Origin of the sequence: Vibrio chagasii (genome assembly GCF_024347355.1) — a bacterium.
In the GTDB taxonomy this organism is placed as follows: Bacteria; Pseudomonadota; Gammaproteobacteria; order Enterobacterales; family Vibrionaceae; genus Vibrio; species Vibrio chagasii.
On sequence record NZ_AP025466.1, the window covers coordinates 145971 to 162433 of the forward strand.

General features: G+C 44.2%; 15 protein-coding genes. 10 read left to right on the top strand and 5 right to left on the bottom strand.

The window, feature by feature from the left end; translation table 11 throughout:
* The first annotated feature begins 24 nt into the window (after positions 1-24).
* Positions 25-495 (top strand): anaerobic ribonucleoside-triphosphate reductase-activating protein, encoded by a 471-nt coding sequence (gene nrdG / locus OCV52_RS16580; RefSeq protein ID WP_012600613.1) that lies wholly within the window; start codon positions 25-27, stop codon positions 493-495.
* Between the two features lie 117 nt (positions 496-612).
* Here the strand turns inward: nrdG and OCV52_RS16585 are convergent, their stop codons facing one another.
* Positions 613-2040 (bottom strand): MATE family efflux transporter, encoded by a 1428-nt coding sequence (locus OCV52_RS16585; RefSeq protein WP_137407401.1) that lies wholly within the window; start codon positions 2038-2040, stop codon positions 613-615.
* Between the two features lie 90 nt (positions 2041-2130).
* Between OCV52_RS16585 and OCV52_RS16590 the strand changes: the two genes are divergently transcribed.
* The 4 genes from OCV52_RS16590 (at position 2131) to OCV52_RS16605 (ending at position 6952) form a co-directional block, all read left to right on the top strand.
* The gene (locus tag OCV52_RS16590) at positions 2131-2979 is read left to right on the top strand and encodes an AraC family transcriptional regulator (protein WP_137407400.1); all 849 of its coding nucleotides are present in this window, start codon (positions 2131-2133) and stop codon (positions 2977-2979) included.
* 192 nt (positions 2980-3171) lie between these two features.
* Positions 3172-4356: an amino acid aminotransferase gene (locus OCV52_RS16595; protein ID WP_137407399.1), complete on the top strand. Its 1185-nt coding sequence runs from the start codon at positions 3172-3174 to the stop codon at positions 4354-4356.
* 11 nt (positions 4357-4367) lie between these two features.
* The gene (locus OCV52_RS16600) at positions 4368-5054 is read left to right on the top strand and encodes a putative ATP-dependent zinc protease (protein WP_137407398.1); all 687 of its coding nucleotides are present in this window, start codon (positions 4368-4370) and stop codon (positions 5052-5054) included.
* A gap of 290 nt (positions 5055-5344) precedes the next feature.
* Complete coding sequence (locus tag OCV52_RS16605) at positions 5345-6952, top strand: ABC-F family ATPase (RefSeq protein WP_137407397.1); 1608 nt, start codon at positions 5345-5347, stop codon at positions 6950-6952.
* Between the two features lie 126 nt (positions 6953-7078).
* Here the strand turns inward: OCV52_RS16605 and OCV52_RS16610 are convergent, their stop codons facing one another.
* From OCV52_RS16610 to OCV52_RS16620, 3 genes are all read right to left on the bottom strand, one after another.
* Positions 7079-8965, bottom strand: coding sequence for a methyl-accepting chemotaxis protein (locus tag OCV52_RS16610; RefSeq protein WP_137407396.1), 1887 nt, complete (start codon positions 8963-8965; stop codon positions 7079-7081).
* Positions 8966-9269: 304 nt separating this feature from the next.
* Complete coding sequence (locus OCV52_RS16615; RefSeq protein WP_061030923.1) at positions 9270-9794, bottom strand: hypothetical protein; 525 nt, start codon at positions 9792-9794, stop codon at positions 9270-9272.
* Positions 9795-9892: 98 nt separating this feature from the next.
* A complete protein-coding gene (locus tag OCV52_RS16620) occupies positions 9893-10270 on the bottom strand; it encodes a YgiW/YdeI family stress tolerance OB fold protein (protein WP_137407395.1) in 378 nt (125 codons plus the stop codon).
* A 196-nt stretch (positions 10271-10466) separates the two neighbouring features.
* On the opposite strand from OCV52_RS16620, the gene OCV52_RS16625 reads away from it, so the two are divergent.
* From OCV52_RS16625 to modC, 4 genes are read left to right on the top strand one after another with little or no spacing between them, the layout of a single operon-like run.
* Positions 10467-11966, top strand: a complete 1500-nt coding sequence (locus OCV52_RS16625; RefSeq protein WP_137407394.1) for a cobyric acid synthase — start codon at positions 10467-10469, stop codon at positions 11964-11966.
* Positions 11967-11971: 5 nt separating this feature from the next.
* The gene (gene modA, locus OCV52_RS16630; protein WP_137407393.1) at positions 11972-12730 is read left to right on the top strand and encodes a molybdate ABC transporter substrate-binding protein; all 759 of its coding nucleotides are present in this window, start codon (positions 11972-11974) and stop codon (positions 12728-12730) included.
* A complete protein-coding gene (modB, locus tag OCV52_RS16635) occupies positions 12731-13429 on the top strand; it encodes a molybdate ABC transporter permease subunit (RefSeq protein ID WP_137407392.1) in 699 nt (232 codons plus the stop codon).
* On the top strand, positions 13426-14532 hold the full coding sequence (gene modC, locus OCV52_RS16640) for a molybdenum ABC transporter ATP-binding protein ModC (RefSeq protein ID WP_137407391.1): 1107 nt from the start codon (positions 13426-13428) through the stop codon (positions 14530-14532). Before modB ends, modC begins: the two co-directional genes overlap by 4 nt.
* Positions 14533-14850: 318 nt before the next feature.
* Here the strand turns inward: modC and OCV52_RS16645 are convergent, their stop codons facing one another.
* Complete coding sequence (locus OCV52_RS16645; RefSeq protein ID WP_008224132.1) at positions 14851-15288, bottom strand: DUF3069 domain-containing protein; 438 nt, start codon at positions 15286-15288, stop codon at positions 14851-14853.
* A gap of 131 nt (positions 15289-15419) precedes the next feature.
* Between OCV52_RS16645 and OCV52_RS16650 the strand changes: the two genes are divergently transcribed.
* On the top strand, positions 15420-16391 hold the full coding sequence (locus OCV52_RS16650; protein ID WP_198778267.1) for a diguanylate cyclase: 972 nt from the start codon (positions 15420-15422) through the stop codon (positions 16389-16391).
* Positions 16392-16463: the final 72 nt, after the last annotated feature.

Genomic DNA, 16463 nt, shown 5'->3' on the forward strand with positions numbered 1-16463 from the left:
ATCACGAGTGCTCAATACTGCCTTATGAATTATCATCAATATCACCCAATCGACGTTGTAAATGGCCCCGGAACACGCTGCACCTTGTTCGTATCGGGTTGTGTGCACCAGTGCCGTGGGTGTTATAACCAGTCGACGCAAAGGTTGGATTCTGGGCATTTGTTCACTCAAGAATTACAAGACCACATTATTGCCGATCTGAATGACCCGCGAATCAAACGTCGTGGCTTGTCGCTTTCTGGTGGTGATCCTCTGCATCCTGCGAATGTGTCTGAAGTGCTTAAGCTTGTTCAGCGTGTAAAAGCTGAATGCGAAGGCAAAGATATCTGGATGTGGACGGGCTACGAGCTAGACGAACTCGATGAAAAGCAGAAGCAAGTGCTGGAATATGTCGATACTTTGATTGATGGTCGCTTTGAGCAAGATAAAGCGGATCCGATGTTGGATTGGCGTGGCAGTTCAAACCAAATTATCCATCGATTCACTGATATCTAAGGCTGTCGTCACTTCGTATTTTTGTAAAACGAAAAAGGGAATCATGGTTAGCGCAATGCAATCAATCAGCCCTTAGGTGTGAGTTCTTTTCGTTTGTTCTAGTGGTTCAAATAAATATTAAGTGGCTAGTTGGTTAGGCTCTTCTATGAGGTTGTTTATCCATTTCTTAGAATGAATTCGCTGGCTAGTTAACGCGATCTTCGCCAGCTCCTCCAGTAACACAATCATCAACACCCATTCTAAAGACCAGCCAAGCACCAAAGCGGTGAAGTAGGCGAGGGGGATGCCAATCGCCCACTGGCCGAATATGTCGATAAAGATGCTGTAGTTGATGTCCCCACCACTCTTTAAAACACCTCCGATGCCAACCATGTTGAACACTCTCAATATCATCCCTGCCGCCATCACCAAGGCTACGTTGACCGCTGTATCTTTGAGTTCTAGGTGCGTTAAATCGATTAATTGAATAATGGCAGGCTTGGCGATAAAACACAGCAGTGCCAATAGTGTCGCAAGCGCACAGCTTACAAATACATAGCCCCAAGCGGTGTTTTCAACACGTTGATAGTTCTTAGCACCAATCTCATTACCAAGGATGATCGAAGCAGCGACGGCAAAACCTAAGAAGGCTGAAATTAAGATACTTTCCACTGGAGATAGCAGTGAGATGATCGCAAGTTCACCAACCCCGATCTGACCTACAATAACGTTGTAAATCAGTATTCCACCAGCCCATGCCGTGTCGTGAATCAGCATAGGAATCGCAATCTTGAAGTACTTCTTTCTGTGCTTAGGTAATATTGCATCACGCCAACTCTCAATCGTAGGGAATAGATGCGCGTAATGTTTTCTCGCCATAACAAGCAATGCAATCGTCTGAAAGAATCGAGAAGCCGTGGTGCCAATCGCTGCGCCAACCACGCCTAGTTCTGGAAAGCCAAATAGTCCGAAGATCAGCAGAGCATTGAGAATCGCATTGACGATGATTGCCCAAATACTGATATTGGTGGGCAATTTGGCTTCACCAACCGATCGCAGTGCGCTTTCTAGCGGCACAACGATTGCCGTACCAATAAGGCTGGCTCCTGTTATCCAAAGGTAATCCGTTGCCAAGCGGATGTAATCAGGGTCTGAGGCCACCACAGACACGACTGATTCAGGAGCTAATGTGTAAATCAAAATAAAAGGGATGATGGCAAAGATAGACAAGGCCCAAGATTGCGACAAGACACGTCGAATCCCATTGAAATCGCCCGCACCAAAATATTGCGAAGCTAGCACACTGACTGCACCGCTGATTCCCGATACCATGATTAGGTTAAAGAAGAAGATACGGTTGCCAACACCAACTGCTGCGGTTGCCGCATAACCAAGCTGATTGACCATGAAAATATCGACTACGCCGAGCAATGAAAACAACATGGTTTGCAGAGACACAGGTAAACCGATGTGCAGTAACTTTTGCCAAAAATCTTTGTCTAAATGACGATATGTCGAGAGCATCGCATTTCCCCTGTCGTGAATATGCGAGAAGTGTATCGGCATTTGTTTTAGCTGTATTGTTCAGGTTAATCACAAACTTTTGCCAAACTATCTACTTTTATGTGTTGGCCAATTGAATGAGTTAACAGTGGTATGAGTGATAAACAAGAACGTTACGACATCTCTGAAAAAACGCATCAAGAGTTTGTCGATCAAAGCCATGTATTGGCATTTGAAGAGCTGGGTATCGTTCAATGTGGGACAGCATCGTGCCGCGATTTCTTTTCTGTTTATCGAAAGAACCAACAAAAACATATGCTTCTGTACACCGTAAGAGGCAAAGGGTGCCTCGAAAGTGAAGGGTGTCTATATATTCTAGAGCCGGGGTCGTGCATTACTGTGCCAGCAGGCGTTGAGAACGGTTTTGGTATTGAAGAAGAAACATGGCAGATAGCGTGGATCTTCCTATCGCATGATAAGCAATGGGAGAATGTCGTTACTGATGAGGTGAGTTACACGTTATCTCCAGCTGCAGAAGTCGTCTCATCTTGCATACATACGTTGCTAAGAAGTATTGCTTTGCCAATTGATTTAGGTGGAGCGATTGCCAATCACAGTGTGGCTCAAATCGAGTTCATGATTAACGCGCCGGTTCCGCAGCAACAATCAAGAAATTTGATTCGTTTGAGACGAGTGTTCGACGGCGTTCAAAAGCAGCTTCACAAAGAGTGGAACGTGCATGAACTGGCAAGCCTGTTTCCGTGTTCAGAACCGCATTTTCATCGCTTATGCCAGCGTTACTATTCGCATGGTCCTATGACACACATCATGCGAATGAGGATGGAGTACGCGGCTCGTTTGTTGAAATCCAGCGATTGGTCCATTCAACACATTGGCGAGATAGTTGGGTATCCGAACGCCGCCAATTTTAGTACTCGATTTAAAGCGTGGTCGGGAATGACACCAAGGCAATTCAAACGTGGTGTCCACAATGAGCACTGAATCGATGCAGGTAGGCTTTAACTGGTAAAAGTACAAATGGTTGTTTGAAATTTACGCTAAATATCGACGTAAAATGACCAAGCTCTGATTACTTATGGTAACTAAGCGCTTCTATTAAAAAATGTTTCTGATTTGACTACGATAATGTTAACGTGAAGTACATTACTTGAATTTCAAAGGGCTGTGACTTTCATGTTTTCACATCTACCAAAACCAACTTTAGATCCAATTCTATCTCTTTCTGTTGCTTACCGCGGCGATACTCGTACTGATAAAGTCGACTTAGGTATTGGCGTTTACAAAAATGACCAAGGCGAAACACCGATCATGAAAGCCGTCTCTATGGCTCAAGATATCGTTGTTGAAACGCAGAAAACCAAAGCTTACGTTGGCCTAGCGGGCTGTGAAGAGTTCAACCAAAGCATGATTGATCTCCTGCTTAAAGGGACTTCTGCAACGGATCGCGTTGCTGCGATTCAAACACCAGGTGCAAGTGGTGCACTGCGTATGTTGGGTGACTTAATGAAAGTTTCTCAACCAGACACCACAGTTTGGATCTCAAACCCAAGCTATGTGAACCACAAACCTGTAATGGAAGCGGCAGGCTTAAAAGTTCGATACTACAATTACTTCAGTCCTGAAACGAAGCAAGTTGATACTGCAAGAATGTTGGATGACCTTTCAAAAGCGGGTCCATCAGATGTGGTATTACTGCACGGTTGCTGTCATAACCCAACGGGTGCGGATATCGACTTTGAAGCGTGGCAGGAAATTACCAAACTATCACAGAAAAATGGCTTCTTGCCGTTTGTTGATATTGCTTACCAAGGCTTTGGTGACGGGCTAGAAGAAGATGCGAAAGGTCTTCAGCATATGGCGAACAACGTGGAAGAAATGTTGATTACCACCTCTTGCTCAAAGAACTTCGGTTTGTACCGAGAAAGAACGGGCGCGGCGATTGTGATTGGTAAGAATAGCGAACACGTTGGCAACGCAAAAGGTAAGCTACTGACGCTTGCTCGCTCAACTTACACGATGCCGCCAGATCACGGTGCGGCTTTGGTGAAAACAATTCTTCAGAATCAAGAGCTAACAACGATTTGGAAGCAAGAGTTGAGTGAAATGCAGCAACGTTTGTTAAATCTGCGCCAAAGTTTATGTGATGAATTGCGAAATACTTATAACACGTCACAATTTGATTTCATTGAAAGCCATAAAGGTATGTTTACTGTACTAGGCTTTAAAGAAACTCAAATGAATCAATTACGTGAAGAATATGGCATCTACGGTGTTGGTGATGGACGCATCAATATTGCAGGCCTTTCTGAATCCCACATTCCTTACGTAGCAAAAGCGATAGCCAACGTATCAAAATAGGAGGTGACTGAATGTATAATTGGAAAGCGATTATAATCCTAATGTTTAGTGGCGGTCTGTTTGCTTGTTCAACTACGACTCAAGCGCCAGTTGAACCAGAGCAAAAGCCTCAGGTCGAACAACCAGTAGTTGATGACTCTTCTAAGCCTGACGCAACTGAAGGCGACAAAGTAACGGAACCTACTGAGAAGCCAGAAGAAGTAAAACCAGCTGAACCAGAAGCAAAGCCAAAACCTGAAGAAAAGCCGGTAGCGAAACCTACAACAACCAGTGATGGTAAATTGATTCTTGGTGAAGAAGAGTGGGTATTTGTTCCAGGTTTGAAAGAAGCGTTTAAAGCACGTGTCGATACTGGTGCGACAACGTCTTCAATCAGTGCGGTTGATATCGTCGATTTTGAGCGTGATGGCAAAGATTGGGTTAAATTCAAGATTGAACATGATGGCATCACAACAGAAGAGATCAGCCTACCTGTAGAGCGTTGGGTGAAGATCAAACAATCTAGCGCTGAAGGCACACAACGTCGTGCCGTGGTTGTTGCTTCTATCCAAATTGGTGACCTAAAAGACAAAACTGAATTTACACTTGCAGATCGAACGCATCTTTCTTTCCCACTTCTTTTGGGAAGAAGCTTCTTTAGAGATGTTGCGGTTGTCGATGTAAGCCAGAAGTACGTTCAGAAGAAAGTGACTAAATAGACTTAGCTTGTGTTGATTCAGACTTGTTCTGAGACTTTCTCTTTTGGAAAATTGAATCCCTGCTAATTGAATTAGCGGGGATTTTTTCGTATTACGGTCTAAAATCTTAGTAAATATCGTTAATTCGGCTCTGTTCGTCATCAGGTTACTGTTTAGCCTCGACAACGTGATCCAGATCTCTATATAATCCGCGCTTCGTTTTTGTTTAATCCATACTTTCGTAGTCCTTATTTAGGTTTATTCAGTGACCTAATAATGATCTATCCAGTACACGCTTAGGAATTACTTCTTTGATATCTACCGCGAACATCACAATGCAATTTGGCGCAGAGCCTTTGTTTGAGAACATCTCCGCTAAATTTGGTAACGGCAATCGCTATGGTTTGATCGGCGCCAATGGTTGCGGCAAATCGACGTTCATGAAAATCCTAAGTGGCGCATTAACGCCAAGCTCGGGCAACGTTTCAATCACTCCAGGAGAAAAACTGGGCGTATTGAGCCAAGATCAGTTTGCTTTTGAGCAGCACAGCGTAATCGACGTTGTGATCATGGGCGACAGAAAGTTATGGGAAGTAAAACAAGAGCGTGACCGTATTTACTCTTTGCCTGAAATGAGCGAAAAAGACGGTATGAAAGTAGCAGAGCTTGAAAGCGAGTTCGCTGAAATGGATGGCTATACAGCGGAAAGTCGTGCTGGCGATATTCTTATCCAAGCGGGTATTGAAGAAGAGCTTCATTTTGGCCTGATGCAGCAAGTGGCTCCAGGTTGGAAACTGCGTGTGCTTTTGGCGCAAGCATTGTTTGCGAACCCAGATATTTTGTTACTTGATGAACCGACCAACAACTTGGACATTCACACCATCAACTGGCTTGCTGAAGAGCTAAACCAGCGTAAATGTACAATGATCATCATTTCGCACGATAGACACTTCCTGAACTCGGTATGTACGCACATGGCGGACATCGATTACGGTGAACTTCGTATCTACCCAGGTAACTACGAGTACTTCCTAGAAGCATCGGGTTTACGTCGTGAACAACTTCTGGCTTCTAATGCGAAGAAAACGGCAGAAATAAACGAACTGCAAGACTTCGTAAACCGTTTTGGTGCCAATGCATCAAAAGCGAAGCAAGCGAGTTCTCGTGCCAAGAAGATGGAAAAGATCACCCTTGATGAAGTGAAGTCTTCGAGCCGTATGAGCCCATCGATTAACTTCGGCGAAGGTAAAAAGCTGCATCGTCAAGCGCTTGAGCTTCAAGAGCTAGGCCACGGTTTCGAAGGCGAGACGCTATTTGCTGGTGGTAATTTGTTACTTGAGGCGGGTACGCGCCTTGCAGTTATCGGTGAGAACGGCGTAGGTAAAACCACTTTACTACGCTGTCTAGTTGGTGAATTGGAGCAAAACCAAGGTATCGTAAAATGGTCTGAAAACGCATCAGTCGGCTACTGCTCGCAAGATAGCAGTGCAGACTTTGACAACGACTTGAGCATATTCGATTGGATTTCACAGTGGCGTACAGCGAAGCACGATGACTTAATGGTACGTGGCATTCTAGGTCGTCTGCTGTTTACTGCTGATGATGCAAACAAGAAAGCACGTAACTGTTCTGGTGGTGAGAAGAACCGTCTGTTATTTGGTAAGCTAATGATGCAAGACATCAATGTTCTTGTGATGGACGAACCAACGAACCACATGGATATGGAAGCGATCCAAGCGCTAAATGATGCGCTGAAGGTTTATCCAGGTACGCTTATTTTTGTGAGTCACGACCGTGAGTTTGTATCTTCACTGGCAACACACATCATTGATGTGAAAGACCAGCAATTAGTGAGTTTCCAAGGTACTTATGAAGAGTACCTAGATCATCAGAAAAAGATGCTGATGGTTAACCTGTAACTATCACTATGCAAGACTGATTGAGGTAGGTGAACTGACACTAATGGTTCTTCACCAGGAGAAAATAAAGCCCCCGTGCACCGTTGTGTTCGGGGGCTTTTTGTTGGCTTCTGGCCAACAATCTTGTTAGTACTTGAACAACTGAACTTGGGTATTCAACTGTTGGGCGATGCCACGTAATTCTTCTGAAAGGTGACGCGAGTTATCGGCTTCCGTCGACATCTTGTCTGACACATCATTAACTAATTGGATGTTTTTGCTTACTTCGCCAGTCACGGTTCTTTGCTCAGATGCCGCATTCGAGATGTGTGACGCCATATCAGAGATCTGCTGGATCGATGTTGCGATCTCTTCAAGCGCTGTGGTGGCATTGTTCGCATCATCAACACTAGATTGAGCTAAGTCTTGGCTACGCTGCATTGATTCAACGGCACTAACACTGTTTTTCTGCAGAGTCTCAATCATTTCACGAATCTCATCAGTAGAGCTGTGAGTGCGTTGAGATAGCACGCGTACTTCATCTGCAACCACTGCGAAACCACGACCTTGTTCACCAGCACGTGCCGCTTCAATCGCTGCATTAAGTGCAAGTAGGTTAGTTTGCTCTGCGATGTCTGAAATTGTTGAAAGGATCGTGTTAATGTCTAGGGCATTCTTTTCAAGCTCTTGAATGATGCCCGATGCATTTTCTACCTGTTGTGCAAGGTTAGTGATTGAATCTTGATTACGAATAATCACACGCTTGCCTTGCTCACAGTTTTCAGTCGAACTGATCGCTGAATCTGCTGTCATCTGTGCGTTGTTTGCCATTTCCTCAGCTGTTGCCGACATCTCGTGAACTGCGGTTGCGATTTGCGAGATCTCATGCAGTTGAACTGTTAGGCCATCGCTCGTTTGGCGAGCAACATTGGTACTGACTTCAGATTGCTCGTTCAATTGGCTAGAAGAGTCTGCGATATCACGGACAATCTCTTGTAGCTTAGCGATGAACGCATTCACGTGATGAGCCAGTGTGCCAATTTCGTCCTTGCTGTTGACGGTAATACGTTGGGTTAAATCACCATCGCCTTTAGATAATGCTTTCATTTCTGAACTTAACGTTGTTAGGGGTGCGAGTGCTTTCTTAATGACAAACATTGCCACAAATGCAATAACGGCAAGCTGAATCAGGCCAAAGATGGCCGATTGGCGAAGCAACGAGCGGTAAGAAGCAAAAGATTGGGATTTATCGATAACTACAGTGAAGTACCAGTCGGTATGAGGAACTTTTTTCGCTGAAAGTAGAGACGCCGCGCCGTCGATGCTCATCTCCTCAAAACCCGGATCTTGAGATAGCGATTTGATCTTATTCGCAGAGAGGTTTTGTGGGACGTTAGCAACTGATTTAAGCGTAAAGTCACGGTCTCTGTGGGCAACAATTTTACCATTTCCATCGACAAGGAATGCGTAAACGCCTAGTTGCTCAATGCTTACAACGTCGTTAATCAACGTATTTAGGTTAAGATCTGCACCAATAACACCTGAATACCCGTTGGTATTGAAAGGGCTGGCAATGGTCACGACAAGATCATTGGTTGCCACATCGACGTAGGGTTCTGTCACTACTGTTTTGCCTGTAGACATTGGCACTTTGTACCAGTCGCGAGTGCGGGGGTCATAACCTTCGGGTACGGGCAGATCGACACCTTGTAGGAAACGGCCGTCAGAAAGTCCAGCATACGCAATTTGGAATCGACCTGCGTTAGTACTTTGGGTGAAATAGCTTTTTGGATCGTCCGTGTATTTGAACGCGTCTTTCGCTGCATTTACAACGTTAATACGACCTTCTATCCACTTTTCAATTCCAGAAACATTGGCCTCGGTAAGCGTGGTCGAATACTGTTGGATAGAACGGTAAGTTTCGTTCAACAGTTGCTTGCCAGTGATATAAGTTTGAATCATCGTCATGGCGAAGATAATGACAACAAACATCAATGTTAGTTTGTTCTTAATAGAAATACTGCTTACACCCATTAAGGTACTCCATATTCAGCAAAATTTTCGCAAATAGTATCGGTATGCCATACCGCAATGAGGATGTTTTATCAATTGGCATTTATTAATAATTTAATTGTATAAAAGGAACTAGAGCGGATGTGGTTGGATGGCCCAAATCAAGAATAGAACGCAGCGTGTCGTGAAGCTGTTTGTATAAAACTGATGGTAAAAGATGAGAACGAAAAAAGGCTAACAGGTAAAGAACCCATTAGCCTTAAAATCATGCTGTAAATGAATAATCAATAAGAATTAGCCACTTACATTAGGGGGTATAGTGAGCTTAGAAGCCGAATCGAGCAGACATTAACAGCTGATGTCCGTATGTACCGTTATTGCGCATATCTAGACCAACAGACAGTTGTTCTGTTGAATGGAAACGGGCACCAATACCCACGATTGAGCGAGTATCATCATTGTCGATCAGTTGACCAAGGCGAGCGTTAACTTCAACGTTTGCCATTAACCACGCTCTTAAGCCTAGGTTAATTTCAGTCTTGATGTGGTTGTCGTCATTGCGCTCAATGTTGTGAAGTAGCATTTGGCCAGTCACATCAGCAAATTGACTAATTGGACCGTTAAAACCCATACCGACAGCAGCATCCCAATCGCTTTCAAATTCTGAATCGATGCGAGCTACAAAGTGTGAGTTCTGAGTAAACATGGTTGTGACTTCACCACCGAAAGTACTAGGGCTGGTACCCATGCGCAGCTCGAATGTGTTGTAGTTAAAGTTGTTTGCAGACGCAGAGAATGAACACAGTGCAGCTAGTCCTAAAAGGACAGTCTTGTTAGTGCAACCTAGCATGGTGACTCCATATAAATGTATTTTGCGGCAGTATAATACAAAAAAGCCTGCAATATGCAGGCCAATTTATTTGAAGGCGTTAGTTTTATATTTGTCGGTTATAGAATTTGGATGTGGTCAACCTCGATTTCCGGTGTTTTGCCACCTTCGTATTCACCGAAGATACGTACTTTGGTATCTGCTGTTAACGGTTGTGCTAGACGGATATCGTCGTCCAGTTCAATTTGAATTTCGCTCTGGCCGTCAGAGAAGATGAAGGTATCGTTCTTAAGCTGGCGAACAATCTTGCCGTCTACAATTGCGTCTTGCTCAGAAAACATGCTTGTGTCTGCAAGTAGTGTCGCGACAGAAACGGTTTCAATAGGTCCTGTGTAAGCAATAGAGCTCTCGTGCTTATTGTCTTTGTGGTCACCAGCCATTGCGAAAGTTGGAGCAAGGATAATAGTGGTTGCGATAGCTAATACAGTTTTTTTCATGGTGAACCCCTTAATGTTGTTTGTTAGTTGAAACGTTTTGTTTCGATGAGGCTATTAAACAACACTCGGTTTGAATCTAGAGTGAGTAACACATTCATTTTCCATTCATTTTATTGAGCATCTCGTCGTCAATGACGTTAAGATGGTGCAAGAGAAGTATTGCCTGCGGGCTGAGAAATTAAGGATTTAAGTACGAATGCGAGCACCATTAAACGCCCTTATGGTTCAAGGTACCACATCAGATGCCGGAAAAAGTGTATTGGTGGCAGGTTTATGCCGTGTTTTGGCCAGGAAGGGAATTAAGGTGGCACCATTCAAGCCACAGAATATGGCTTTGAACAGTGCAGTGACTGAAGACGGTGGCGAAATCGGCCGCGCTCAAGCTGTTCAGGCTCAAGCATGTAATATCGAACCTTCGGTTCACATGAACCCTGTATTGCTTAAACCCAACTCAGACACCGGTGCTCAAGTGATTCTACAAGGCCGTGCATTAAGTAATATGGATGCTACTGGCTACCATGATTACAAGAAAGTTGCGATGAATACGGTTATTGATTCATTTGATCGACTTTTAGAAGAATTTGATAGCGTGATGATTGAAGGTGCCGGAAGCCCAGCTGAAATTAACCTTCGTGAGAATGACATCGCGAACATGGGATTCGCTGAAAAGGCAGATATCCCAGTGATTATTGTGGCTGATATTGACCGTGGTGGTGTATTTGCGCACCTGTATGGCACATTAGCTCTGTTATCTGAATCTGAACAAGCTCGTGTAAAAGGGTTTGTGATTAACCGTTTTAGAGGCGATATCGCGTTGCTTCAGTCGGGCCTTGATTGGCTAGAAGAGAAAACGGGCAAGCCTGTAATAGGTGTGTTGCCATATCTGCATGGCTTTAATTTGGAAGCTGAAGATGCCATTACCTCCGCTCAAGAATCCGATGGAGAGGCTAAGCTAAAAGTCGTGGTACCTGTTCTAACACGAATCAGCAACCATACGGACTTTGACGCGTTGAGACTTAATCCTTCGATTGATCTTCGTTACGTCGGTAAAGGTGAGCGTTTGAACAACGCTGATTTGATCATCTTACCGGGTACTAAGTCAGTAAGAGCCGATTTGGATTATTTGAAGCAGCAAGGTTGGGACAAAGACATTCAGCGTCACCTGCGTTTAGGTGGCAAAGTGATGGGCATATGTGGTGGTTATCAGATGCTCGGTAATCTTATCCACGATTCTGATGGCGTTGAAGGCGAGCCGGGAAGCAGTGAAGGGTTAGGGTACCTTGATGCTGAAACCACGTTAACGCAACAGAAAACGTTAACGAACGTGCTTGGGAATTTAAGCCTAAATGGAAAGTCAGCACCAGTAAAAGGGTATGAAATTCACGTAGGTAGGACTGATGTCAATGAAATGGTATTACCGGTTCAGTTAGAATCTGGCAACCTTGATGGCGCGATAAACTCAGATAACTCGATATTTGGTACCTACTTGCACGGTGTATTGGATAACAGCGATGCGTTATCCCTGATTTGTGAATGGGCAGGTGCTAATGAAGTAGCAGCGATTGACCACGAACAACTGAAAGAGTTGGGTATTAATCGAATTGCCGATGCCATCGAAGACCACTTAAATCTTGACCTGCTTTGGCCTGAGCTGAAACAAACTGGCCAAGAAATTAAAAGAACAACAGATAAGTGAGAGCAATGAAAAATCTAGTCACTCTTCTAGCGGTAGCGTTAACCACCTCATTGAGTTCTGCTCATGCTTTGGCTGCCGAGAAACTCCGTGTCTATGCGGCATCGTCTATGACTAATGCAGTGAATCTGTTAGTTGAAGAGTTTGAGAAAAACCATTCTGTTGACGTGATTCCTGTCTATGCCAGCACATCTTCATTAGTACGACAGATCGAAAGAGGTGCACCAGCAGACATCTTTATCTCGGCAAATGAAAAATGGATGACTCATCTTGTCGATCGAAACTATGTTTCTAGTGACAATGTCACAAATCTTTGTGAGAACGAGCTTGTGCTAATTTCTCCAAAGGAAGATTCAATTTCATTTGATATTTCAAAAGGTGATCAGTGGTCTAAACTTCTTGATAATGAAAGGCTTGCGGTTGGCAACACCATGTCGGTTCCTGCGGGCATCTATGCAAAAGAAGCATTAGAATCGCTCGGTGTTTGGGATAATGTGAGCAGTCGATTGGCACCAAGTAACAATGTTCGTATGGCTCTGGCTTTAGTTGAACGCAGTGAAGCTAAACTCGGAATTGTTTACAAAACGGATGCGCTGTTATCCAAGGAAGTGAGTCTTGTTTCGACGTTCCCGGCAGATTTGCATACACCAATACGTTACCCTGTAGCGAAACTGAGTGACCAAGTGGTTGCTCAGGAGTTCTATACTTTCCTTAGTAGCGAGCAAGCGAAGGACATTTTGAACAGTTTTGGTTTTGAAGTGCGTTAAATGATGTACCTATCGGAATACGAATACCAAGCTTTAATGCTTAGCTTGAAAGTGGCTGGATTTGCCATCCTATGGCTGATCCCAATCGGGATTGGCCTCGCGTGGCTGCTTGCTAAAAAGCAGTTTGTGGGAAAAAGCATTCTAGAGAGTATTGTTCACCTACCTTTGGTGTTGCCTCCCGTGGTGATTGGCTATTTGTTGCTGGTGATGATGGGTAGACAAGGCATTATCGGCTCTTGGCTGAATGAGGTGTTTGGTATCGTATTCAGCTTTAGTTGGAAAGGCGCGGCATTAGCCTGTGTCGTAGTTGCACTGCCATTAATGGTTCGTTCAATTCGTTTAAGCTTAGAAACGGTCGATAGTAAATTGGAAGAGGCGGCCGCCACATTAGGTGCTTCACCAGTCAGAGTATTCTTTACTATCACCTTGCCTTTAATGATCCCTGGGATCATTACGGGAACCATGCTTTCATTTGCGCGAAGCCTTGGTGAGTTTGGTGCTACGATCAGCTTTGTATCCAATATCCCGGGTGAAACTCAAACCATTCCACTGGCTATGTACACGTTTATTGAAACCCCAGGTACTGAAATGGAAGCCGCACGCCTGTGTGCGATTTCTATTGTGATAGCGCTGGGTTCATTGATGTTGTCTGAATGGTTAAACAGGAAGTCGGCACAACGCTTGGGAGGTAACGCATGAGTGCTTTGATCCTCCAATACCAACAGCAGCTTGGTGAAACCTTCTTCGATATCGACTTAGAACTGCCAAGCCGTGGTATCACGGCGATCTTTGGTCGCTCTGGTGCGGGTAAAACCTCTTTAATCAATGCCATTAGTGGCCTTAAACAGCCAGACAAAGGTTTGATCAGTGTATCGGGGACAACCTTGTTCGACAGTGTACAAGGGATTAACTTGCCAACGCATAAGCGCAATGTGGGCTATGTATTCCAAGAGTCAAGGCTGTTCCCTCATATGAAGGTATCGGTGAATCTTAAATACGGTGTTAAAGGCACAGATAAAGCGCACTTTGATCAGATCGTGTCGCTGCTTTCATTAAACTCGTTGCTAGATCGTTATCCGGCTCGTTTATCTGGCGGAGAGAAGCAGCGTGTGGCGATTGGCCGAGCTCTGTTATCTAGGCCAAGCATTTTGTTGATGGATGAGCCATTGGCATCTCTTGATTTACCTAGAAAGCGTGAAGTGATGCCGTTTCTGGAGAACTTATCCGAGACCGTACAAATCCCGATTATTTACGTCACTCACAGCCTTAACGAAATCTTACGATTGGCGAATCACTTGGTCATCATTGACCAAGGTAAGGTAGTGTCGTCTGGTGTGACCGAACAGGTATGGGCGTCACGTGCGATGCAGCCTTGGCAGTCTTTCTCAGAGCAAAGCTCACTGTTTGAAGCGAAACTGGCAGAGCACAACGACGATTACGCTTTGTCTCGTTTAATGCTCGGAAAGTCTACGTCTTTGTGGGTTCAGAAAGTGTCGAGTGAGATTGGGGCTACCGTAAGGCTTCAGGTCAGGACAAATGATGTCTCAATCACGCTAGAGGAGCCAAAAGGCACTTCAATCCGTAACATTCTTCCTGTGTCGATTAAAAGCGTAGAGACGCATCAACAAGGGAGCAATAAGCAGAGTGTGGCGGTTGAGTTGGAATTGGAGTCTGGCTGTTATCTATGGGCAACCATTACTTCTTGGGCATTGGATGAGCTTGACCTTAAAGTCGGCCAGCAAGTATTTGCCCAGATTAAGGGCGTGAGTGTAGCTCAAAGAGACATTGCCGTTACTCATTAAAAGTTAACGCGACTTGCCTGCTTTGGAGTTCTTGTTTGAAGTTATTGGTTTTAGATTAGGTAAAACTCGATCTTGATTCCATGAATGGGAACATGCGTCATTTTTATACGGTATAAGCTTCGGTTTTGAGCCACACTGTATCAGTGCAAAGTCATATTATTTGCACAGCGCAAGAGCGGCATGAAGTATTGATGAGTCGCAGATAAGCGACCAATAGAAAAAGCAGTGGGTATAAAAAAGCCGCTTGTTTAAAGCAACAGGCGGCTTAGTATCAGTATCACTGTTTGCGTTCAACCTAATTTAAGGTTGAGCAACGGCTTATTTAGTGAAAACTTCTTTAAAATCACGCTTCAAGATAGCATCACGACGAGCTTTCTTGATTTGTTTAACCATGTCTTTTACACAGTTGTGTAGAACTTGGTCTAGTAGTTGAGCGCGGTACTCTTCTTTTTCTTCGTCAGTCATGCCTTCTGGAAGTTTAAGAGTAGGGAACTCTTCCATCACGTTAACACCAGCGAAAGCTTGGCTAACCGTGATTAGAGCGTGGAACTGCTCGAAGTTGTCCAAAACATTTTGTGCGCTTGCTGGCAGGCTGTCCCAAGCTTCGCGTACTGCTTCTTCAGACACTTCATGAATAGAAGTAACCATAAAGTGCATCTCTTTTGGCACTTCATCAAATTCGATAACTTGGCGAAGTTCAGGAGAGATTGTGGTTAAATCGATTTCTTGTTGCTCTGTGTTTGTAGCGTCTGACATAGTATTTCTCTTTAAAAAGAAACAATGCTAAAAAGATCTGTAAAAAAGTCAATATAATATAGAGATTAGGGCATGATTTAAGCCCAAAAATGAGCTACGTTGAATATTCAACACTCGATAAAGGTGATGCGATGATAGAAAAGGGATCTTCGATGCGCATATTGCTGGTTGACGATGTTCAGCTAGACAGAATGCAACTTGCTATTCGACTAAAACAATTAGGTCATATTGTTGAAGCTGTCGGCAGCGGTAAAGAAGCCCTGAACGTTTATTCTGGTTTTGATCCAGAGCTCGTCTTGCTTGATATTAGTATGCCTGAAATGGATGGCTTTGAAGTAGCGAACGAGATCCGTGAACGATTTCCTGAATGGGTACCTATTATCTTTCTGAGCGGTCACGAAGAGCCTGAGATGATAGCCAAGGCCATTGATGCGGGTGGTGACGACTATTTGATCAAGCCGGTAAATAAAGTCGTACTCAATTCTAAACTGATTGCCATGCAGCGAATCGCCTACATGAGGCGTGAGCTGAAGCAAAGTACCGCCAAGTTAGAAGAGCTCAACATCCTCCTACAACAGCAAGCCAATGAAGATGGCCTCACCAAATTGTACAACCGTCGATATATGGATACTAAGCTTGAAGAGAGCATTGCGTGGCACGGAAGACGTAATATATCCATGACGGTGATTCTACTCGATGTAGACTTCTTTAAGCCTTACAACGATAATTACGGGCACATTCAAGGAGATAAGTGCTTACAAGGCCTTGCTAATACCCTAAAGGTACTGTTTGTAAGAGCTGGAGAGTTTGTCGGCCGTTATGGCGGTGAAGAGTTTGTGCTTATCTTGAGTGATACCGACAGTGATGCTGCAGAACAGCAGGCGATTCGTATCAAAGAAGCGCTTTATGATATGAACTATGCACATGAGTATTCTACGATTTCAGATAGAGTGACAGCGTCACAAGGGGTGTTGTCGTTTGTGCCGAATGGCGATGAGTCTTTAGCCTCCATCTATGAGAAGGTCGACCAAGCGCTGTATCAAGCAAAACAAAGCGGTAGAAACACCTATATCCAGCGCAACATTTTAGAGCACACACGATAGCCGTTGAGCTCTTTTAGTAATTTGAATTTATAATCCTAGTAGCGTTTGAACTAGGAAGTGTTTTAAGTGATA